General features: G+C 34.4%; 20 protein-coding genes. 12 read left to right on the forward strand and 8 right to left on the reverse strand.

What is annotated here, in order from left to right:
- The 6 genes from ACNQGN_RS00005 to ACNQGN_RS00030 all read left to right on the forward strand — a co-directional run.
- Window positions 1-194, forward strand: a 194-nt coding sequence (locus ACNQGN_RS00005) for a zinc ribbon domain-containing protein (protein WP_417985820.1), incomplete at its 5' end; no start/stop codon positions are given.
- Window positions 195-307: 113 nt separating this feature from the next.
- Window positions 308-985, forward strand: coding sequence for a toxin-antitoxin system YwqK family antitoxin (locus ACNQGN_RS00010; protein WP_417985821.1), 678 nt, complete (start codon window positions 308-310; stop codon window positions 983-985).
- A gap of 79 nt (window positions 986-1,064) precedes the next feature.
- Window positions 1,065-2,252: a tRNA 2-thiouridine(34) synthase MnmA gene (mnmA, locus tag ACNQGN_RS00015; RefSeq protein ID WP_417986112.1), complete on the forward strand. Its 1,188-nt coding sequence runs from the start codon at window positions 1,065-1,067 to the stop codon at window positions 2,250-2,252.
- Between the two features lie 136 nt (window positions 2,253-2,388).
- Complete coding sequence (locus ACNQGN_RS00020) at window positions 2,389-4,002, forward strand: S8 family peptidase (RefSeq protein WP_417985822.1); 1,614 nt, start codon at window positions 2,389-2,391, stop codon at window positions 4,000-4,002.
- A gap of 14 nt (window positions 4,003-4,016) precedes the next feature.
- Window positions 4,017-4,967, forward strand: a complete 951-nt coding sequence (locus tag ACNQGN_RS00025) for an NAD(P)H-dependent flavin oxidoreductase (protein WP_417985823.1) — start codon at window positions 4,017-4,019, stop codon at window positions 4,965-4,967.
- A gap of 3 nt (window positions 4,968-4,970) precedes the next feature.
- The gene (locus ACNQGN_RS00030) at window positions 4,971-5,381 is read left to right on the forward strand and encodes a hypothetical protein (RefSeq protein WP_417985824.1); all 411 of its coding nucleotides are present in this window, start codon (window positions 4,971-4,973) and stop codon (window positions 5,379-5,381) included.
- Between the two features lie 217 nt (window positions 5,382-5,598).
- On the opposite strand, the gene ACNQGN_RS00035 is transcribed toward ACNQGN_RS00030, so the two are convergent.
- Window positions 5,599-6,039 (reverse strand): DUF4268 domain-containing protein, encoded by a 441-nt coding sequence (locus tag ACNQGN_RS00035; RefSeq protein ID WP_417985825.1) that lies wholly within the window; start codon window positions 6,037-6,039, stop codon window positions 5,599-5,601.
- 97 nt (window positions 6,040-6,136) lie between these two features.
- Between ACNQGN_RS00035 and ACNQGN_RS00040 the strand changes: the two genes are divergently transcribed.
- Together ACNQGN_RS00040 and ACNQGN_RS00045 are read left to right on the forward strand one after the other, a co-directional pair.
- Complete coding sequence (locus ACNQGN_RS00040; RefSeq protein ID WP_417985826.1) at window positions 6,137-6,778, forward strand: NUDIX hydrolase; 642 nt, start codon at window positions 6,137-6,139, stop codon at window positions 6,776-6,778.
- Window positions 6,779-6,902: 124 nt separating this feature from the next.
- On the forward strand, window positions 6,903-7,712 hold the full coding sequence (locus ACNQGN_RS00045; RefSeq protein ID WP_417985827.1) for a lysophospholipid acyltransferase family protein: 810 nt from the start codon (window positions 6,903-6,905) through the stop codon (window positions 7,710-7,712).
- A gap of 38 nt (window positions 7,713-7,750) precedes the next feature.
- On the opposite strand, the gene ACNQGN_RS00050 is transcribed toward ACNQGN_RS00045, so the two are convergent.
- Both ACNQGN_RS00050 and ACNQGN_RS00055 read right to left on the reverse strand, forming a co-directional pair.
- Window positions 7,751-8,383, reverse strand: a complete 633-nt coding sequence (locus ACNQGN_RS00050; protein WP_417985828.1) for a hypothetical protein — start codon at window positions 8,381-8,383, stop codon at window positions 7,751-7,753.
- Window positions 8,380-8,883, reverse strand: coding sequence for an RNA polymerase sigma factor (locus ACNQGN_RS00055; protein ID WP_416853593.1), 504 nt, complete (start codon window positions 8,881-8,883; stop codon window positions 8,380-8,382). The genes ACNQGN_RS00050 and ACNQGN_RS00055 overlap by 4 nt, the downstream gene beginning before the upstream one ends.
- Before the next feature lie 259 nt (window positions 8,884-9,142).
- Here ACNQGN_RS00055 and ACNQGN_RS00060 point away from each other — a divergent pair, with 259 nt between their 5' ends.
- The 3 genes from ACNQGN_RS00060 (at window position 9,143) to ACNQGN_RS00070 (ending at window position 13,285) form a co-directional block, all read left to right on the forward strand.
- The gene (locus ACNQGN_RS00060; RefSeq protein WP_417986113.1) at window positions 9,143-10,447 is read left to right on the forward strand and encodes an NAD(P)/FAD-dependent oxidoreductase; all 1,305 of its coding nucleotides are present in this window, start codon (window positions 9,143-9,145) and stop codon (window positions 10,445-10,447) included.
- A gap of 59 nt (window positions 10,448-10,506) precedes the next feature.
- Window positions 10,507-11,634 (forward strand): lactonase family protein, encoded by a 1,128-nt coding sequence (locus ACNQGN_RS00065; RefSeq protein ID WP_417985829.1) that lies wholly within the window; start codon window positions 10,507-10,509, stop codon window positions 11,632-11,634.
- A 436-nt stretch (window positions 11,635-12,070) separates the two neighbouring features.
- On the forward strand, window positions 12,071-13,285 hold the full coding sequence (locus ACNQGN_RS00070) for a 3-oxoacyl-[acyl-carrier-protein] synthase III C-terminal domain-containing protein (RefSeq protein ID WP_417985830.1): 1,215 nt from the start codon (window positions 12,071-12,073) through the stop codon (window positions 13,283-13,285).
- 45 nt (window positions 13,286-13,330) lie between these two features.
- On the opposite strand, the gene ACNQGN_RS00075 is transcribed toward ACNQGN_RS00070, so the two are convergent.
- Window positions 13,331-14,395 (reverse strand): DUF3810 domain-containing protein, encoded by a 1,065-nt coding sequence (locus ACNQGN_RS00075; protein ID WP_417985831.1) that lies wholly within the window; start codon window positions 14,393-14,395, stop codon window positions 13,331-13,333.
- Window positions 14,396-14,504: 109 nt separating this feature from the next.
- Here ACNQGN_RS00075 and ACNQGN_RS00080 point away from each other — a divergent pair, with 109 nt between their 5' ends.
- Window positions 14,505-15,965: an aminoacyl-histidine dipeptidase gene (locus tag ACNQGN_RS00080; RefSeq protein ID WP_417985832.1), complete on the forward strand. Its 1,461-nt coding sequence runs from the start codon at window positions 14,505-14,507 to the stop codon at window positions 15,963-15,965.
- 249 nt (window positions 15,966-16,214) lie between these two features.
- Here ACNQGN_RS00080 and ACNQGN_RS00085 read toward each other — a convergent pair whose 3' ends face one another.
- The 4 genes from ACNQGN_RS00085 to ACNQGN_RS00100 form a co-directional block, all read right to left on the reverse strand.
- Window positions 16,215-16,553, reverse strand: a complete 339-nt coding sequence (locus ACNQGN_RS00085) for a DHCW motif cupin fold protein (protein WP_417985833.1) — start codon at window positions 16,551-16,553, stop codon at window positions 16,215-16,217.
- Between the two features lie 128 nt (window positions 16,554-16,681).
- Window positions 16,682-17,449, reverse strand: coding sequence for a carboxypeptidase-like regulatory domain-containing protein (locus tag ACNQGN_RS00090; RefSeq protein ID WP_417985834.1), 768 nt, complete (start codon window positions 17,447-17,449; stop codon window positions 16,682-16,684).
- 86 nt (window positions 17,450-17,535) lie between these two features.
- Window positions 17,536-19,473: a DEAD/DEAH box helicase gene (locus ACNQGN_RS00095; protein WP_417985835.1), complete on the reverse strand. Its 1,938-nt coding sequence runs from the start codon at window positions 19,471-19,473 to the stop codon at window positions 17,536-17,538.
- A 203-nt stretch (window positions 19,474-19,676) separates the two neighbouring features.
- Window positions 19,677-20,255, reverse strand: coding sequence for a non-canonical purine NTP diphosphatase (locus ACNQGN_RS00100; RefSeq protein WP_417986114.1), 579 nt, complete (start codon window positions 20,253-20,255; stop codon window positions 19,677-19,679).
- Window positions 20,256-21,972 lie beyond the last annotated feature (1,717 nt).

Raw genomic sequence — 21,972 nt, forward strand, 5'->3', positions numbered from 1 at the left:
ATATAATAAAAGTCAATCCAGCCTACACTTCTCAAACGTGTAATTCATGCGCAGACGTAAACAAGGAAAGTCGCAAAACGCAATCTATTTTTGAGTGTGTATCTTGTGGACATGTAGATAATGCGGATCTAAACGCCGCAAATAATATTTTGGAGAAAGGGCAATTTCTCATGGAAGCTAAAGTAGCCTGTTGAGGCAAGCTTTTTCCAAGAATCCTCAACGCTTAAGCTGGAGGAGTTGTCAAATAGACATATATAAACTCGAAGTAATAATGAAAAAAAATAAATTTTGTTTTTTTAAAATTTTCATGTTGATCCTTTTTAGTCAAACGTTAGTATCGCAAACGGATTATAATAAAGTAGACGAAAAGGGAAGAAAGCATGGAGTATGGAAAGGCTTTTATGAGGAATCTAAAAGACCAAGATACGAAGGCAGTTTCTCGCATGGGAAAGAAATTGGTATTTTTAAATTTTTTGATGATACCAAATCGACTTCGGTAATTGCTACAAGAGAATTCAATGCTAATGATACTTCAGCGTACACTATTTTTTACGATCAGAAGAGTAATAAAGTGAGTGAAGGTAAAGTGGTGAATAAATTATTTGAAGGGCAGTGGAAGTATTACCATCAAGCCTCAAAAAACATCATGGCAACTGAAAACTACAGTAAAGGAAAGTTGGAAGGTTTACGAACCGTTTTTTACCCTGATGGCAAAATCGCAGAAGAAATCACTTATAAAAACAATTTGAAAGACGGTAGTTATAAGAAATATACCGAGAAAGGGATTGTACTTGAAGAATCTATTTTCAAGAACAATAAATATAATGGTTTGGCAATTTTCAAAGACACTGATGGGAAAGTGGTTTCTAAAGGGCAATTTTTAAATGGTAAAAAAGTAGGGAGGTGGCAGTTTTTTGAAAAAGGAAAATTGCTCAGGGAATTGAACATGAGTAATCCTCAAAATGCTACAAAAAAGCATGAATAATTAAGTCTCAGATTACATAAATACTATTGTAAATCTTTTTGTAACTTTGCACCCTTATTAAAATTATAATTTTTTGAAAATGAAGCGTGTTGTTGTAGGGCTTTCCGGAGGTGTAGATTCAAGTGTTGCGGCTTATTTGTTGCAACAGCAAGGCTATGAGGTCATAGGTCTGTTTATGAAAAATTGGCACGATGATTCTGTTACCATTTCAAACGAATGCCCATGGCTGGAAGACAGCAATGATGCATTGCTTGTTGCTGAAAAATTGGGAATTCCTTTTCAAACTGTAGATTTAAGTGAAGAATATAAAGAAAAAATCGTTGACTATATGTTCAGCGAATATGAAAAAGGGCGTACTCCAAACCCTGATGTGCTTTGTAATCGTGAAATAAAATTTGATGTTTTCATGAAAATAGCTTTGAGTCTGGGAGCGGATTATGTAGCTACTGGACATTATTGTCAAAAAAGCGAAATCGAAGTCAATGGAGAAACGGTTTACCAACTAAAGGCTGGTGCTGATACAAACAAAGATCAATCCTATTTTCTTTGTCAGTTGTCGCAAGAACAATTGGCAAAATCGTTATTTCCTATTGGAGAATTGACAAAACCTGAAGTTCGGGAAATTGCTTCTCAAATGGATTTGATTACCGCTGAAAAGAAAGATTCCCAAGGTTTGTGCTTCATTGGAAAAGTACGTTTGCCAGAGTTTTTGCAACAAAAACTGGAGCCTAAAGATGGAGTTATTATTCAAATTGATAAAAGCGATTCTGTTTACAATTCTGAAAAACAAGAAGGCTTAACTTTGGAAGAGGATTTAGCTTTCGATGCAAGAAAAATTCCATACACTCCAGAAATGGGTAAAAAAGTGGGGAAACATCAAGGTGCTCATTATTTTACTATTGGACAACGAAAAGGATTGAATGTTGGAGGAACGACGGATCCTTTATTTATTATAGCTACTAATGTGGTAACCAATACCATTTATACTGGATTGACAAGTCAACATCCCGGATTGTTTAAAAAATCATTGCTTGTCGAAAAATCTGAGGTGCATTGGATTCGTAAAGATTTGGCTTTGGCCAATGGTGAAACGATGGAAGTTATGGCAAGAATTCGGTACAGACAACCGCTGCAAAAAGCAATATTACACCAATTTGAAAACGGAATGTATGTCGCCTTTGAAGAACCGCAATCCGCAATAACCGAAGGACAATTTGTTGCTTGGTATTTAGCGGATGAATTAGTTGGTTCGGGAGTTATTTCTTAGTTTAGTACTTTGTTTATAATAAGTGGCTAAAAGCAAACACTTGCTTTGTGGGGATATAACATAGGATCATGTATTCATTATATTGTGGGACCGTCTGAGCGGTGTAGGAATTTTATAACTTACAAATAAAGTTACTATGAGAAAAGTCTATTTGCTTGTTTTTTTATTGTTTACGTCAGCAGGATTTTCTCAAGAAGATGCTTGGATATATTTCAATGCAAAACCCAGTTCTCAATTGTATTTAGATACACCATTAGAAATGCTTACTCAGAGAGCTTTGGATAGGAGAAGCAATCAGAATGTCGTTTTAGATTTTAAAGATATTCCCATTGAGCGATCATATTTGAATCAAGTAAAAGCGGTTCCAGGAATCACTGTTATGGCAAAATCCAAATGGTTGAATGCTATTCACGTTCGTGGTACGCAAGCAAATATAAATTTATTAGGTATGTTTTCGTTTGTCAGCAAAGTTGATTTTGCGGATAAATCTCTTAATCAAACCGGTAAAATAGCGAAGTCTTCAAAAATTAAAAAGATAAGTAAAAGTAAGAAAACCAAAATTGATTACGCTTACGGAACTTCTGCGAATCAAATACAGATGCTTAACGGACAATTGTTGCACCAACAGAATTATACCGGTTCCGGGAAAATAATAGCGGTTTTAGATGCTGGTTTTCCCGGCGTTAATACAGCAATTCCTTTTCAAAGATTGAGGGATAATAACCAGATTTTGGGGGGGTATGATTTTGTGTCAAGAAATCCGGATTTCTATACAGGAGCGTCACACGGAACAAGTGTGCTTTCTTCAATGGGTGGTTACAAGGAAAATTTATTAGTAGGAACAGCACCGGATGCTTCCTATTATTTATTTATCACCGAAGACAGTACTTCCGAAAACCCTGTTGAGGAATCACTTTGGGTAGAAGCTGCAGAAAGAGCAGACAGTTTGGGAGTAGATATTATCAATACCTCTTTAGGTTATTTTGATTATGATAATACCGCTTACAATCATACTTATAGTGACATGAACGGTACAACTGCATACATGTCGCGTGGGGCTGAAATTGCTGTTAGCAGAGGTATGATTGTGGTGGTGTCAGCCGGTAATTCAGGGCGTACGTCCGATCCATATATTGCCGTGCCTGCTGATGCGTTATCAGTGATTGCAGTAGGGGCAGTAAATGCTGCAGAGGAATTGGCTTCATTTAGTTCTATAGGGCCTTCTTTTGACCAAAGGATAAAACCTGATATTATGGCTCAGGGACAATCAGTTGTCCTGTCTGATGATCTTGGGAATATTGTAACGGCAAATGGAACCTCTTTTTCCAGTCCTATTATGGCAGGAATGATTGCTTGTTTATGGCAGGCAAATCCTACCATGACTAATCAGGAAATCAGACAATTATTACTAAGATCTGCAGATAGATTTGCAACTCCCAATAATCAATATGGGTATGGTATTCCAGATTTTGGTCTGGCTATGAGCAACGGATTATCACTGGACACTTTTTCCAAGGATGATTTTATACTCTATCCGAATCCGGCAAGTGATTTTATTTCAATTTTATTACCTCTAAGTGTTGATAAAGCAACGCTTGTTATTTATACTATTTTAGGTCAAAAAGTGTTAGATAAAGAAATTACAGCACAATCCGGAAGTGTTTCATTGAAAGGATTGAGTAAAGGAATGTATATATATAAAGTAGAATCCTGTTCTTTTTCTAAAACCGGAAAAATAATAAAACGTTAATTTCTCAACAATACATGAATAAAATCACAACGCTTTTCAAAATTAAATATCCAATTATTCAGGGAGGGATGATTTGGAACAGTGGCTATAAATTAGCTAGTGCAGTTAGTAATGCAGGAGGTTTGGGATTGATCGGAGCAGGTTCGATGTATCCTGAAGTCTTGCGAGAGCATATTCAAAAATGTAAAACGGCCACTTCAAAACCTTTTGGTGTAAATGTTCCGATGTTATATCCCAATATTGAAGAAATAATCAAAATTATTATTGATGAAGGCGTCAAAATCGTTTTTACATCCGCTGGAAATCCTAAAACATGGACTTCTTATTTGAAAGGAAACGGTATAACGGTGGTGCATGTGGTAAGCAGTTCCATTTTTGCGCTAAAAGCGCAAGATGCAGGTGTTGATGCGGTAGTTGCCGAAGGATTTGAAGCAGGAGGTCATAACGGAAGAGAGGAAACCACTACGTTTACTTTGATTCCAATGGTAAAAGAAAAAATTAAAATTCCGTTGATTGCTGCTGGTGGAGTAGCGACTGGTCGCGGAATGCTTGCTGCAATGGTACTGGGAGCAGATGGAGTTCAGATTGGAAGTCGGTTTGCAGCATCAGTTGAATCTTCTTCACATGAAGATTTCAAGAAAACTATTCTAAAAGTAAAGGAAGGGGATACACAATTGACCTTAAAAGAACTTGCTCCAGTTCGATTGATTAAAAATAAATTTTATCAGGACGTTCAGCATTTGTATGAGCAATGTGCAACAAAAGAAGATTTAATCGGTTTATTAGGTAGAGCGAGAGCAAAACGCGGGATGTTTGAAGGAGATTTGATCGAAGGAGAATTAGAAATTGGTCAAGTGGCGGGATTAATTCACGAGATTAAACCGGCGGGAGAGATCATTCAGGAAATAATAGCCGATTTTTCGACAGCGAGAAAAGAAATTAGCAATTTTGATTTTAATTTATAAATAATGACGAAGAAAAAAATTTATATACTATTGTTTTTTTTGGTTATAGGACTGCAACATTCGTATGGTCAAAACTATAAGTTTAAAACGTCGGGCTTTAGTGTTTTAGAAAAAAATGAAAGAGGGAAATGGGGGAAATGGTCTGATCTGAATTTGGTCAATATTTTAGTTACTTTGGATACTAATAAAAATAGAATTGTGGTTTATTCTCAAATTATTCAACTCTTTGAAATTATTGATTATCAAACAACAGAAGAAAATGATACTGATATTGTTTATTCTTTTACCTGTAAAGATAATGAAGGAGTCGATTGTACGGTTTCTATAATTACCAGAAAAAAGCAGGGAAACAGGAAGCAATTATACATAAATTATGAGGATAGGATTGTAGTTTATAATATCTTCAATATGTAAATATAAAGGAGGATAGTTCTTTAAAGAATAGCTAACCTTACATAATTAATAAGGTTTTTGAAGGCCAATCCAAAAAGTTGTGCTGTCTTGTTGCCTTTCAAAATTAAGCGATTGAGAATAGAATTACCGCTATTCAACAATCGCATATCTTTAAAATTTCCGCTGAAGGAGAATCTGGGGTTTAATATACAGTCCGACCTTTTTTAAGTAGGTCGCCCTAAAATTTCTCGATATCTTTAATAAATTCGTCATACTCCATATAGAACAATTCTAAAGCATTCATTTTCTCATTATAGAAATCAAAAATTTCATTCCAATAGCTACGATTGCTGACACCTACGCCTAATTTTTCAACCCAAATGCGACTGATGGTTTTACCGTTTTCGAGATTAAAGTCTTTCTCGAAAACCAAATCTTTAATAAATTCTTCTTCTAGAATGTTTTTTAACGCTTCTATTTTTTCAAAATAAGCAATTCGCTTTTCATCATTTCGATGCTCAATATCTATTAAAACTTGTGCTTTTTTATTGTCGACATAAAACTTGAAAGAGAAATCCTTTATTTTAGTGTCGTATAGTACCCATTTTCTGGGGTGTTTTTCTGCGAATGCGATCCAGAATTCTCGTTTTAATTTTTGAGTTTCTTCTTTGCTGTACATTTTTATTTATTTGAATTTGATTTTAGAAAATTTGCTAAACGTTTTTTTCTAAACTATATTTATAAGATCTTTTGGTATGCAAAAATAGTCTATGATTATGGATTTTCAAGATTTTTTAAAATATGTTCCTAATTTTGCTCAAGTAAAGCTTCCTGCCTTTGAAGCGCATATTAAAATGGCGCCAGTAGAGCGGATAGATGCTTTAAAAAATGGAATTTTTGATGCTGAAAAATCAAGAAAAGCTGCCGTCATGATGTTGTTTTATCCTAAAAATGGAAGAGTACATTTGGTACTAATTGTACGGAGTTCCTACGATGGGACTCATTCTTCCCAAATAGCATTTCCTGGCGGAAAATTTGAAGCTGAAGACGAGGTTTTTGAAAATACAGCTTTAAGGGAAACCCATGAGGAAATTGGAATTCTTCCTGGAAGCATAGAAATTATAAAGTCTTTTACGGAATTGTATGTTCCGCCAAGTAATTTTATGGTGCATCCTTTTTTCGGAATAAGCAGAGAAGAAATCAGTTTTATTCCTGATCCCAATGAAGTGGCAAATATAATTGAATTGCCTTTGTCCGTTTTTTTGAGTGATGAAATAATTATAAGTGCTGAAATGGAGACATCCTATGCCGGTAAAATTACTGTTCCTGCTTTTAAAATAGAGGAGCATATCGTATGGGGTGCTACAGCTATGATGCTGAGTGAATTGAAAGAAGTTTTGAAAGAGGTTTTAGGTTGAATCTTTTTAAGAAAAAATAAATTGCAGAGCAATTTATACTATGTTCTACTAAAAAGCAGTGAGGAACTACAAATATTATTTTCGTACGTTTGTAATCCAAATTAACAAAAAATGACACAATTTTATGGTATTGTTTAAGAGAAATCCTTTTGGGCATATATTATTTATAAAAAAATGGTTGATCCGAATCTTTGGAGCCATGACGCACAGAAGGTATAGAGGATTTAATGAATTACAAATTGAGGGTTCTGAAATTATTAGAAATTTACCGGACACCAATGTGCTTTTTATTTCTAATCATCAAACCTATTTTGCAGATGTTGTAGCAATGTTTCATGTTTTTAACGCAAGTTTGAGTGGACGAGACGACACTATTAAAAATGTATGTTACCTCTGGCAACCCAAAATGAATATTTACTATGTTGCCGCCAAAGAAACCATGCAATCCGGTTTATTACCAAGAATCATGGCATATGCTGGAGCAATTTCTGTGGAACGAACATGGCGTGCGAAAGGAGTTGATGTTGCAGAAAAGAAAGATGTAAATCCAGATGACACTGAAAATATTAAAATAGCGCTAAAGGATGGTTGGGTAATTACTTTTCCGCAGGGAACAACAAAATCTTTTAAACCTGTTCGTAAAGGAACGGCCCATATTATTAAACAGCACAGACCGATTGTTGTGCCTATCGTAATAGATGGTTTTCGTCGTTCATTTGATAAAAAGGGGTTACGCATGAAAAAGAAAGGTATTCTTCAGTCATTCATCATCAAAGAACCCTTAGAGATTGATTACGATAATGATACAATTGATCAAATTGTCGAAAAAGTGGAGTATGCCATTGAGCAACATCCTTCATTTTTAAAAGTGATTCCTGCTGAAATAATTAAGGAGCAGGAAGAACTAAATAAAACACGTCAATGGGATTATTAATATAAAAAAAGAGTTCAAACAACTCTTTTTTGTGAAATTTATAAATCGATCTTCTTCAATTCGTTATAATTTGAGTACAATCTTCGAAGAAGGATACCGTATAGTACCCGGTAAAATAACCAAAAAGCACCAAAAAACAATACGATAATTACGAATAAGATTCCAAAAGTTATTGCCATAATACTTCCGTTTTCGGCTATTTTACTTCTTAGAACAATTGTTTCGGGATTGTATGTAAAAGCGATGACAAAACCAATGATTAGGCCCAATACAATCATGCCAAGGTTATAAGCAACATAATATTGAACCGTTTTGCGCGTCTTTAAGATGTCTTTCATCAATTGTTTCGTAGAAGAAGTAGTCGTAATGGCGATATAATTTTTATAAAATAAATAGATAAAAGCAAGTATAACTCCATAACTAAAAATGTTCAGTATTTTGAAATAGAATATTAGTTCATCATGTTTTAGTTTCTTAAAATAATCGTCCGTATTAAAAGCCACGCTAATTAATGTCCATATTGAAACTTCCAAAATACTGATAATCAAAATCCACTTCACAATCGAAGACGATTTTTTATGAATCATTTTGTAAATCTCAATTTCCGACACTTGCTCAAAAGAATTATCATTCTTCTTCCAGTCTTTTTTCAATAAATCCAGCTCTTTCATATTCCTAATGGATTTAATATTTTTTTTAATTTCCCTTTTATTCTATTCATTTTCACCCTAGCATTTACTTCACTAATTCCTAATGTCTCTGCTATTTCAGTATAATCTTTATCTTCCAAATACATAAATACGAGTGCTTTTTCAATATCATTCAGCTGATAAACGGCCTTATACATAAGTTTTATTTGTTCTTCTTCCTCATAATTATACTCAATGTCATGAGTAAAATGTTGTCGCCCTTCAAATTCAATGGTGTTTATCGATCGTTTGGTCTTTCGATACAAAGTAATTGCAGTATTTAAAGCCACGCGATATGCCCAAGTAGAAAATTTGCTATCGCCCCGAAACTTTGGGAATGCTTTCCATAACTGAATCGTGATTTCTTGAAACAAATCCTTGTGTGCATCATCACCATTAGTATACAACCGACAAATTTTGTGGATTATATTCTGATTTTCCTGCAACTGCTTTACAAAAGAATGTTCTAGATTTTCACTCATATATATGTTAGTAATCTAAAAATAGATTTTGTTACAAAGTAGCACTTTTTTTCTGGTAGCACAAATTTTCCAATTCATCTGTTGATTGGAATCTTTGTTTTGTGAAAAATGGAAATAAAGGAGTTGTATCACCATCAGGGCTAATTTTGCAAGTTTAGTATTTGGTATGACCAAAAACAAAAATTTTGATAATAATAGATAGAATTCAAGGTTGAAAAACATTGTATCTTTGAGTATCAACAATTCAGAACTTTTAGACATGAACATCCCAAATTCAACTTTACCCAGAATAGTAATTATTGGAGGTGGCTTCGCAGGAATCGCACTAGCCAAAAAACTAAAAAGCAAAAAAGTTCAGGTTGTTCTTTTAGATAAACACAATTACCATACCTTCCAGCCACTATTATATCAAGTAGCAACAGGCGGACTCGAAGCTGGTTCCATTGCATACCCTATTCGAAAAGTAATTCAGGAATATGATGATTTCTACTTTAGACTGACTTCTGTCAAAGAAATCGACACCAAGAACCGAAAAGTAATTGCAGAAATAGGGGAATTGAGCTATGATTATTTGGTTATTGCGACAGGTTCTAAAACCAATTATTTTGGCAACAAAGAAATAGAGCGCAACAGTATGGCCATGAAGACCATACCGCAATCACTCAACATTCGCAGTCTTATTCTTGAGAATTTTGAACAAGCCGTTTTAACTACCGATTTAGCGGAACGCAATAGCCTTATTAATTTTGTACTTGTCGGAGGTGGGCCAACGGGAGTTGAACTGGCCGGTGCCTTAGCCGAAATGAAAAAAGCCATTTTGCAAAAAGATTATCCTGACCTTGATATTGCCAAAATGGAAATTAATCTCATTCAAAGCGGCGACAGAATTCTCAACACTATGAGTGAGAAATCCTCACAAACAGCCGAAAAATTTCTGCTCAGTCTGGGCGTTAAAATATGGAAAAACGTGCGTGTAACCAATTATGACGGACGAACCATTCTAACCAATTCTGATTTGACATTTGAAACAGCAACTGTAATCTGGACTGCTGGCGTACAAGGTGCTATTGTTGCTGGATTGGATTCTAAATCTTTGATTGAAAAAGTAGAACGCATTCGAGTAAACCAATACAGTCAAGTACTTGGTTACGATACTATTTTTGCCGTAGGCGACATAGCATCCATGGAAACCGAAAAGTACCCACAAGGGCATCCCATGATGGCACAACCAGCCATGCAACAAGGGAAAATGTTAGGGGAAAACATAATTAAATTAATTAGAAACGAACCTATGGAAGCTTTCGAATACGATGATAAAGGTGCCATGGCAACCATAGGAAGAAACAAAGCCGTGGTCGATTTGCCAAAATACCATTTTAGTGGTGTTTTTGCTTGGTTTGTGTGGATGTTTGTGCATTTGTTTTCACTTATTGGTTTTAAAAACAAAGCAGTAGTTTTCTTGAATTGGGTATACAATTACATTCGTTTTGACCGTGAGGGTCGATTGATTATTCGGCCGTATAAAAAGAAAAGTTTTATGACCTTTACAAGTGATGAGGTATAAATTTAATAATTTTAGTGCTATCTTGTCGCCTGAAATTTTAACTCCTATTCTTTTCAAAAATGATAAAAAAGACAGCGATTTTTCTATTTGTATTGTGTGTCAACTTTAATTCCTATTCACAAAATAGTTATGTATTTGTTGGCTCTTATAATTCGGATAAAGATAAAGACGGAATATATGTATTTCAATTAGATACAGTAACGGGTAATTTAAAGAAAATTACAACAGTCAAAGACGTATTAAATCCTTCCTACTTAACGGTATCTCCAAACGGAAAATATATTTTTGCGTGTACAGATACACGTACAAAAAATGCAGGAAGTGTAAGTAGTTTTGAATTCAAACCCAAAAAGAAGTCGCTAAAATTTATTAATAGTCAAAAAAGTGGGGGTGAAAATCCAGTTTATCTTTCGGTTCATAAAAATGGAAAATGGCTTGTAAATGCGAACTATAATCAAGGAAGTGTTTCTGTTTATCCAATAACCGCGGGTGGTAAGATAGATTCTATTGCGCAAATTTTTTCCTATTTTGAAGGCAGTATTAACAAGGAAAGACAAGAGCGTTCACATGTTCATTCGGCTGTTTTTTCTCCAAAGTATGATTTTGTGTTTTTACCTGATTTAGGCGCAGATAAAATTAGAAGTTATCGATTTGATGCTACTGAAAAAAAACCACTTTCAGAGAATCAAAATCCTTTTATGCAAGCCACATTAGGTAGCGGACCAAGACATTTTACATTTCATCCCAGTGCAAAATTTGCCTATTGTATTGAAGAACTCACAGGTACAATAAGTGTTTATAGCTATGAGGATGGTAAATTAGAGAGTATTCAACGAATTAATGCGCATTCTGATGAGTTTAAAGAAGGGTTTAGTGGCGCAGATATTCATATATCACCCGACGGACGTTTTCTGTATGCTTCTAATCGCGGGGAAGAAAATAATATTGCAATATTCTCTATCGAAAGTAAGGGAACGTTAAAAATAGTGGGATATCAATCTACTTTAGGCAAAACACCAAGAATCTTTGCTATTGATCCCTCTGGGAAGTTTTTAATAGTGGCTAATCAGACCAGTGGTAATGTGGTCGTTTTTAAACGAAATTCAGTTACGGGTCTGTTGAAAAAATCGGGAACTGAAATAAAAGTAGAAAATGGTTCTTGTGTCCAAATTAAACAGTACCCATAATTTGCTTTCTATAATTTAGCTAATCGAAAACAAAACGCGGATCAAAACCTTTATCTTTAATTGTGTACATCAAATTTTTGGTTCGTGTAAATTATTTTTTTTGAGTTTAATTTTTTTAAAGGGAAATATTTAGCGCATAAGTTTTTGCAGGGGTTTGAAATAGCTTGGAAATAGGGTATTCTGAATAGCAGAAATACATTAAAATCTAGGAATAAAAAGTGGGGTAGCATTCCTACAGGCTTGATAATTAGCAAATAATAGAGTGTAAAATCATTCTTACAACTTATTGATTTACAATATTTTAACAAAAATATAAGTTTATTAACTAATTGATAATCAACAAGTTGGCATATCTAATGAATGACTGCGTTTCTAAGGTTGTTTTTTAAAAGAGATTTGAATTAATTTTATCTTTTATATAAAAGTTAAATAATTAATGAAAAGCGTTATCCTCTCCAATTTTCATCCCATCTTAGTGGGAAAATTAATAGATCAAACAAAGCTCAATCAGTACACAAAATTTCTCTACTATCATTTTCAGAATCACCCACAATCTGGTGTTTTAGGAAGTGATAACGTCGAGCCAGTAAGTTTTGAGTCTATATCTGATCATGTAGATAAGTATTCTGTTTCTTCAGAGAGCATAAACAGCAGGCAAATTTTAATTTTCGAAGATGTTGAGAATTTTATCGAAAATGAAATGGATGTTACTTTACCTTCTGAATACCATTTTCCTCCCGGTTTTGAAGTGAAGGCAGGAAATCTTTATGGCCCTAAAATAGAGGTTCGAATGGAGTGGTTTAAAAGAAAAATGGGATATGTTTTTGACGAATTTTATTCCAATACAAAATCAATCCCCGAAAATCTCATTCATGTTACTTGTTCGGGTTATTCTTCTCCCAGCGTTGCACAGGAAGCCGTGATAGAAAGAGACTGGGAAACTGTTCAGGTTACTCATTCGTATCATATGGGATGTTATGGTGCTTTTCCAGCAATTCGCACCGGTCGAAGTTTGTTATGTGCCAGTACAACTAAGGGAAGAGTAGATGTAGTTCACACAGAATTATTGTCAGCACATTTAAATTTAGTTGAGTTTTCTAATTCAAATACTATGATTTGCTCACTTTTTGCTGATGGATTCATTGGGTATTCCTTATTTGATGAGGAATCTTTTATGCAAGATGAGGCCTTTCCGGAAAAAAAAGGATTACGAATTTTAGCAGCTCATGAGGTAATTATTCCAGATTCATTGGAGGACATGTCTTGGGATTTAGGGGAGTATAATTTTTTAATGACACTCTCAAAACGAGTTCCTGTTTTTATCCGTAAAAACATCAAACCTTTTCTGGCTACACTTTGTAAAAAAGGGGATGTGGATCTTGAAGATCAGAAAGCCAATATGCACTTTGCAATCCATCCTGGTGGACCAAAAATTATAGATTATGTTATAGATGCAGTAGGATTGTCCAAAGAGCAGGCTAGTTGGTCTTATGAAATATTGCGACGTCAAGGAAATATGTCTTCGGCTACGATTCCTCATATATTTAACGAAATTGTAAATGATCCAAATATAAAATCAGGAACGAAAGTTGTGGCAATGGCATTTGGGCCTGGACTTACAGCTACAGGACTGTTGCTTGAAAAAATATAAAGTAGAGTAAAAAAGAAAAAACAATAGGCTATAAGCGGTTTGCGTTTATAGCCTATTGTCATTTTTGTAATAATTTACCATCAAATTCACAAATTTGCTGTATCCCTCCATGCCATCTTTTTGTTGGTTTAATTTTAGGAAATTGTCGTAAAAAGCATGGAAGCCAGTTTCAATTGGTGTTTGATATTGTTTCCAGAAATCCTCGCTTTCTTTGTAGTTTTTTAGAATTCCCGGATGAATAGTTTTAAGTAATTGTTTAAATGTCTTTTCATCACGAACTTGCCAATTACCTAAACAATAGTGTAAAGCCATACTATATCCCGAATATTGAAAATATAAATTAGGGTTTTTTACTGAAGCCAAAAATCCGATGAAATTGCACTCGCTTTCACTGGCATAGCCCATTTGATGCGCCATTTCGTGATTGGTAGTCATTGGGAAGCTATACATTGGTCCAAGATAATTTACCTGAGCTTCATTGGTAAACGGATTCAAATAGCCCCCGAAACCCATATAAACCAATGGTAAACTGAGAATCGATTTCTTTGTACTCAGGTGATTATAAGTAAAATAGGAGTATTGATTGGATAAGTTTTTATAACCATTTAAATTCATTTCAAAAACCTGTTCTTGTGAATACGGAAATACTACTTTTAAACTGTCATTTTTTGTAATTTGACTTTGAACTGCGTTAGTTTTTGCGATTAATTTTTTGGTAAAAGTCAATAAATCAGCATCAGAATACTCTCTTCTAAGTGCCATTTTCTCAAAGAGTGGCTGGCGGTGATAATTAAAAGCCCAAAGAATATGGAACAAAAAATAAAAAATCGAAACAAAACTTAAAACAGCAAGAATGTTGTTTTTCCATTCTAGCTTCCAAGATTTTCTTTTGTTCCAAAACCATATTAAAACAAGTGTAATCACAATAAAATAAATAAAATCACCTACAGAAAAAGGAATTGTGCCAAAAATAATTCTCAAAAACTTAGCAATAATTGGATAAAGGCCATTACTGTAAAATTGTTCCACATATTCTGGATAGAAAGGAATAATCTGAAGAAAGACTATTTGAATAAAAAGAAAAAAGGAAAGAAAATATTTTGGTTTCACTGGATTAATTTTGAAAGTGTAAAGATAATTACAATATCAATTAGTATCGAAAAGAATTTAAACTTTGTAACTTTGGAACTTGTAAATGTTAAACTTCAAACAAAAATAAATGAGCCAAGAAATAAGAAATCTGGAACCCAAAGCACTTTGGAATAAGTTTGCTGATTTGAATGCGATACCTCGTCCTTCCAAAAAAGAAGCACGGGTAATTGAGTTTATGAAAAATTTCGGAAATAGTCTGGGATTGGAAACTTTTGAAGATGAAATACGAAATGTAATTATTCGTAAGCCGGGGACTCCAGGAATGGAGAATCGTAAAGCGATTGTGCTTCAAGGCCATTTGGATATGGTGCATCAAAAAAATGCTGATACCGTTTTTGATTTTGATAAACAAGGTATAGATATGTACGTGGATGGGGACTGGGTTCGTGCTAGAGGAACAACTCTTGGCGCTGATAACGGACTTGGAGTAGCTACAATTATGGCAATCCTGGAAAGCAAGGATATCCCGCATCCAGCTATTGAAGCTTTGTTTACGATTGACGAAGAAACAGGAATGACTGGAGCTTTGAATTTAAAAGGAGGTATTCTGCAGGGGCAGATTCTTTTGAATTTAGATACTGAAGAGGATGATGAAATTGACATTGGTTGTGCCGGTGGGATCGATGTAACGGCTACAAGAAGTTATCATGAAGAGGAAGTTCCGGAAGGTTCTGTTGGTCATATTATCACTGTAAAAGGATTGACTGGAGGGCATTCAGGAATGGATATTCATAAAGGTTTGGGAAATGCCAATAAAATTATGAATCGTTTGTTATTTGATGCTTTTGAAAACTTCGGTTTGCAGGTTGCGGAGATTAATGGAGGAAGTCTGCGTAATGCTATTCCGAGAGAGAGTGTTGCTAAGGTGGTTATTTCCGAAATGTTTGATGAAGCCTATATTTTTGACATGCAGGAAATAATCAACGACATCAAAAACGAATATAAAACTACCGAGCCAAATTTGACTATTGAAATCGTGAAATGCGATTTACCAAAAAAAGTTATGGATTTGGGAGTGCAGGAAGGGATAATCAGGGCAATTTATGCTGCGCACAACGGTGTCTATCGCATGAGTGCCGATATGGCTAATTTAGTGGAAACTTCTAATAATATTGCCAGAGTAATCATTAAAGAGGGTGAAATCTCAATAGGTTGTTTGACTCGCTCTTCTGTAGAAACGGCTAAATATGATTTGGCCAATTCTTTGCGATCTGCTTTCGAATTAGTTGGCTGTGAAGTAGAGCTTTCCGGTTCTTATCCAGGTTGGACTCCAAATGTTAATTCGGAAATTTTAGATGTTCTTGTTGCTATTTACGAGAAACAAAATAACGAGAAACCAAAAGTGGTAGCTTGTCATGCAGGATTAGAATGCGGGATTTTGGGAACTAATTATCCCGAGATGGATATGATTTCTTTTGGACCAACGATTCACGGGGCTCATTCTCCGGATGAAAGAGCAAGTATTTCCTCTTCTCAGAAATTTTGGAAATTTGTATTGGAAATTTTAGCTAATATTCCAGTAAAATAATATTCAATATCAATAGAATAGAAAACCCCCGTTTTACAAGCGGGGGTCTATTTCTTATAAAAAAATTAGTCTCTTTTAGGACTGTTTTTCTTATCTCTTTTTTCTTCTTTCTTTTCTTTAGCCGTTTTTAAAGGTTCTTTTTTTACGGTCTTCTTAGCGTCTTGACTTTTTGCCATGATATAGGTATTTAGATTTATTTTTAATTTTGATGTAAGTAAATGTATATAATATTTTGATTTGTTTTAAATATTATTTCAAAAAATCCCCATCAATGATTAATAATTCAACTCCATTAGTGGCTATAGAACGATGAGAACTTAGATCATCAGAAACAACATAAGTCATTCCTTTAGAAAGCTTAATTAATTCTCCATTTTCCATTTCGCTTATGAAATCGCCTTCGAGGCAATGTACAATGTGGCCTTTTTGACACCAGTGATCGGCTAAATAGCCCTCGGAATATATAACCTTCCGAATGCGAAGCCCTCCTAATTGCAAAGATTGCCAATGGGCTGTTCCTGTTTCTCCTTTATGTTCTGTTTTTTCTATTTTATCCCAATTGATGGTTTGGAAAGGTATGTGAGACATGGATTTTGTTTATTGGATTGAAAAAAAATAGCTGACTCAAATCTAATGTTTTAAAATAAAAATCGACAACTACTTTCATAATTGAGGATTGAAATTATCTTGGATAACTATTACTTAAAATGGTGCTTCTATTTCTTCTTTAGAATCTTATATTCCTCGTAACAGCCACTTATGGCATCCATAATTTGTAAATCATTTGCTGTTTGTATAAAAGCTTCAGAATAGTTACAACGCTGCAAAATTTCAGCTAATTCGTTTTTATCTACACCCAAAAGAACGGATATAGTTTCTCTATCAAATTTAGATTCGAGTAGATTTCGAACTGTGTCATCCTTTTTCATTTCTTTTAGCTTCTTAAGTTCTTTTGGATTTTTACCAAAAAAATTATAAAGCATATCTGCAGGATTAAAAATAGAGCCAAGTACTCTTCCAAAGGCATTTGGAGAATATTCACCTGCTTCGTAACCTTGTGTCAGTCCGGAGATGCTGTAACGATAGTTTTCCTTTGTTGGGATTAACTTTGAATCAACTTCCAGATATCCCGTTAAATTAAATGGTCTAATGATTACTTCTTCTAGCGCAATTGCTTTTTCTGTAAGTTGAATTTTTGTGCTTTTGTTTTTTATCCAGTCATTAGTAACGCGTACTCTTAAAGATTGGAAACCTAAAATAGTAAAGTGTAAAGTATCGCTTGGCTGTACATCAATTTCAAAATATCCTCTCGAATCAGTAGTTGCACCTCTTACTTTATTTACGTTGATGATGTTTACATTAGACAGTGGCTGCTTGGTGCTGTTATTGATAATAATACCGTTAACCCTTTGGGAAGGTTCTGTAACTTGCGCGAAAGCGTTTGAAGATAGTACTAAAAAAAAGAAAACTACAAAATATTTCATAAACTCATTTAAAACTTTAAAAGTAATAAAAGAGGATTAAATATTTTGTAGTTTCTCAGTATAATTATAAGAAAATTAACTAAATGTTAGTCTCTTCTCGGTCTTCTTGGTCTTGGTGAATCACCAAAGCTTTCAGAACGTCTTGGTGCTCTATCTGATGAACCTTCAGTTCTAGGTCTGTCAGATGAAAAACCACCTTCTCTTCTTGGAGCAGCGCTTCTAGAATCACTTCTTCCGCCAAATCCACCTTCTCTAGGAGCTGAATTTCTATCGCTTCTAAATCCACCTGAACCTTCTCTTCTTGGAGCAAAACTACCTTCTCTTCTTGGAGCTGAACTTCTTCCGCCACCAAAACTTCCACCCGAACTTCTTCCGTTATGGTCACGTCTTCCGCCACCATCATTTTTAGAAATTTCAACATTGATTCTACGTCCTTCTAATTGTACGTTGTTCAATATTTCCATTACTTTATCAGTATGTTCTGGATCAGTATTAAAGAAAGAGAAACCTTCTTTTACATCTACTTTGAAAACGTCATCGCGACCTAAGTCTAATGTTTCTTTCAAGTAATCTTTCAATGACATCCAATCAAAATTATCTCTAGAACCTATGTTCACGAAATATCTTGTTGCACCACCATTATTATTTTCTCTTGGAGCACCATCTCTGTCATCGCGCTCACGTCTTTCAGAACCTGAAGCTTGATTAGAAATATCTCTAGTTTTCTTGTAATAATTGATAAAGCGGTTGAATTCAACCGATACCATTTTCTTGATTAATTCTTCTTTCGATAAACCTTCAAGTACACTGTTAATTGCAGGAAGATAGTTGTCAATTTCATGATCAACTTCTGTATCTTTAATTTTATTAGCTAAGTGTAATAATTGGATTTCGCAGATTTCAATTCCGGAAGGAATCGTTTTTTCTTCGAATTTTTGTTTGATGATTCTTTCAATAGAAGAAATCTTACGCAATTCACTTTTAGTAACAATTACAATAGAAGTTCCTAATTTTCCAGCACGACCAGTACGACCTGAACGGTGGTTGTACGTTTCTATTTCGTCAGGTAGTTGGTAGTTAACTACGTGAGTAATGCTGTCAACGTCAATTCCACGGGCAGCAACGTCAGTAGCTACAAGCATTTGGATTTGTCTTCCTCTAAAAGATTTCATTACACCATCACGTTGCGCTTGAGATAAATCTCCATGCAATGCAGCAGCGCTGTATCCGTCTTCAACTAATTTTTCTGCAACAGCTTGAGTGTCCCTTTTTGTACGACAAAAAACTACTGAGAAAATGTCTGGATTAGCATCAGCTAGACGTTTCAAAGCTTCGTAACGGTCACGTGCATTTACAAGGTAAAATTCGTGAGAAACTGTGGCAGAACCTGAGTTCTTAGCTCCAACTGTAATTTCAATCGGATCAGTCATGAATTGTTTTCCAATACGTGCAACTTCAGCAGGCATTGTTGCAGAGAATAACCATGTGTTTTTTTCGTCTGGCGTAGTAGAAAGGATGTTTACGATGTCTTCGTAGAAACCCATGTTCAACATTTCGTCAGCTTCGTCAAGAATACAATAGTTGATTTGAGAGATGTTTACTAAACCTCTATTAATCATGTCTTGCATTCTTCCTGGAGTCGCCACAATAATTTGTGCGCCTCTCTTTATGTCTCTTGCTTGTTCTGTTATGCTAGCTCCACCGTAAACTGCTACCACATTAATACCTTTTTCGTATTTAGAGTAGTTTTTAATTTCGTTGGTAATCTGCAAACAAAGTTCGCGTGTTGGAGATAAAATTAATGCTTGTGTATTTCTGTTGTTGGCATCAATTTTCTGAATAACTGGAAAACCAAATGCTGCCGTTTTCCCTGTCCCTGTCTGAGCCAACGCAACCATATCTGTGTCTTTTTCCAATAATAGGGGAATCGCTTTCTCCTGTACTTCGGTCGGATTTTCAAATCCTAGATCTAAAATCGCCTTCAGTAACGATTCACTCAATCCTAATTGTTCAAATTTATTCATATGTATTTTTAAAATAGGGTGCAAAATTACTGTTTATAATTCATATAAACTAATGCTATTTTAAGATTTAATAATTTATTGTAATTTGATTATCAGAAAGTTATGTTTTTTTTCGAGAATTAAGGCTTTTGATTTAGAAATGCGATGTGAAATTACGGCTTAAAATCGGATATATTGTTATAAAAATGTTGTATTAAAAACATTTAAGTATTTTCCTTTAAGAAGGCGATTAGTTGTAGCGTCGCTTTTCCTCTGTGACTTACTTTATTTTTTATGTCTAGCGGTAATTGTGCGAAAGTCTCCTGATATTCTTCAGGTCTAAAAATAGGATCGTATCCAAATCCTAAGCTGCCTGATTTTTCTAAAGTAATTTCACCAGTGGCAATTCCTGTAAAAAGATACTGTTTGTCATTTAAATTTAACGCCATGACCGTTTTAAATTGTGCCTTTCTATTATTTTTATCCACTAAGGCCTCCAATAATTTATTCATATTGTTATCAGCATTGCGCTGTTCTCCCGCATATCGTGCAGAAAAAACTCCGGGTTCTCCGTTTAAAGAATCCACTTCAAGCCCACTGTCATCAGCAAAGCAATCGAAACCATATTTTTGGGTCACATAGTTTGCTTTTAAGATCGCATTGCCTTCAATGGTTTCCGCGGTTTCAGGGATTTCTTCATAACAGCCGATGTCTTCCAGGCTCAGAATTTTGATTGTATCAGGAAGTATACTTTGTATTTCCAAAATTTTATTCTTGTTATTAGAGGCGAAAACGAGTTGCATTTTATTGGTTTTAATTTCTTCCAAAGGTACATTTTTTTTGATGTTTTCACAGGGATAGGTACTAACGGTCTGAATGGCCTGTTGGTTATACTAATACATATGCTGTTTGGAATTCAAGGAATATATGTACCTGTAATTAGTTAAAAGTTAGTTAGTTAATTAATGGTTAAAGTATTGTTTATTAGTGTTTTAAAAAAATAAAAATTATATCTTTGAGTGTGATTTTGATTAATCACTTGGGTAAAACCATCTGAAAAGAGAAGCTTATTCAAATAGTCATTTCATACTGAATGGTATGAGTTGATAAATGGTAAATCAAAATCTACGATTGGAGGCCCTTTAATAAGGCCTCCTTTTTTGTATGTCGGGCATGGTTGTTTTCTAGCAGTATGTGCGTCTTTGTATAAGTCAGCCATGAAAGAATAGGAGTGTTATTCTGAGGGTGTTGCAACCTGATGTGAAGGGAGAATATCAAGAAGTCAATACAGGGGTAGTATAAAAGACGCGAAGCGAAGGTGACAATAGGAGGGTTTATAAAACTGGAATTTGACGGTTTTGCATTACAATTGCAGGTTGTTTTAAAGCGCTAATAGGAAACGAGTTAATGATTAGTTAAAATGCTTTTTTGGAATTAGTTCAAGAAAAATTTGTCTTATCTTTGAGTATGATTTTGATTTGTTCTTGAATATGGCCATCTGCAAAGAGAAGCGTATTTGATAGTCACGAGTACCGAAAGGGATCAGTAGATAACAACAAACCAAAATCTAAACTGGAGGCCTGTAACAAGGCCTCTTTTTTTTTGGATTATATCTAAAAAAAAGTAATTTACTGTGTTTTTTTTTCAAACGTATTTTTATTAAAAACCTCTTTTTATTAAATTAGCAGAAGTAATTTTAACGGTCGAAATATCTAAATGGCAGTGTTTTTTATGCAAAAATTTGGCACGTTAATTATTGGTTAAAATGTTGAATTAGAGTTGTTTTTTTTAGGAACAAATAATATCTTTGAGTGTGATTCTGATTGAATACCTGAGAATGTCAATTTTATAATGAGATTGATAGCTCACAATAGACTATACCAGTAACGGTAAGAGTTAATATCGGTAACTCAGAATCACATTGGAGGCCCTTTAAAAAGGCCTCTTTTTTGTGCGCTACGATGCCTATCTCCAGGGTGAAATCGGGTCAAGCATCATTTTTTGGGTTCTACTTTATTTAAGGATTGTTTGCTAGAATAGGTTTTTTTAATTTACGTTTCTCAAAATAATCACCACAATTTTTTTGACTCGATTAGATAAAAGAGTTGCTTGAAAATTTACATTTAAGGTGTTGAAAGTAAGTGTGTTAATTGTTGGTTAAAGTGCTTTGTCGGAGTTGTTTATTATGGTTTTTGTATTATCTTTGAATATGGTTTTGCTTTGTTCTTGAATATAGCCATCTGCAAAGAGTAGCGTATTTGATAGTTAGTTGTATCGAAAGATATAAACTGATAATAACAAACCAAAGTCTGAATTGGAGGTCTGTAAAAAGGCCTCCTTTTTTGTGGTTTCGTGTCAGGCTAATTAATTTTTAGTTTACCTGTTTCGAAAATATAATTTTATTAGAATAACTTTTATTAAAATTCCATAAGCTAATTTTCACGATTTTAATATCTTAATAACTGTGATTGTACTGCTATTTATTGACGCGTTAATGGTTAGTTAAAAACCTGATTTAGA

Origin of the sequence: Flavobacterium rhamnosi, from assembly GCF_048286515.1 — a bacterium.
GTDB lineage: Bacteria > Bacteroidota > Bacteroidia > Flavobacteriales > Flavobacteriaceae > Flavobacterium.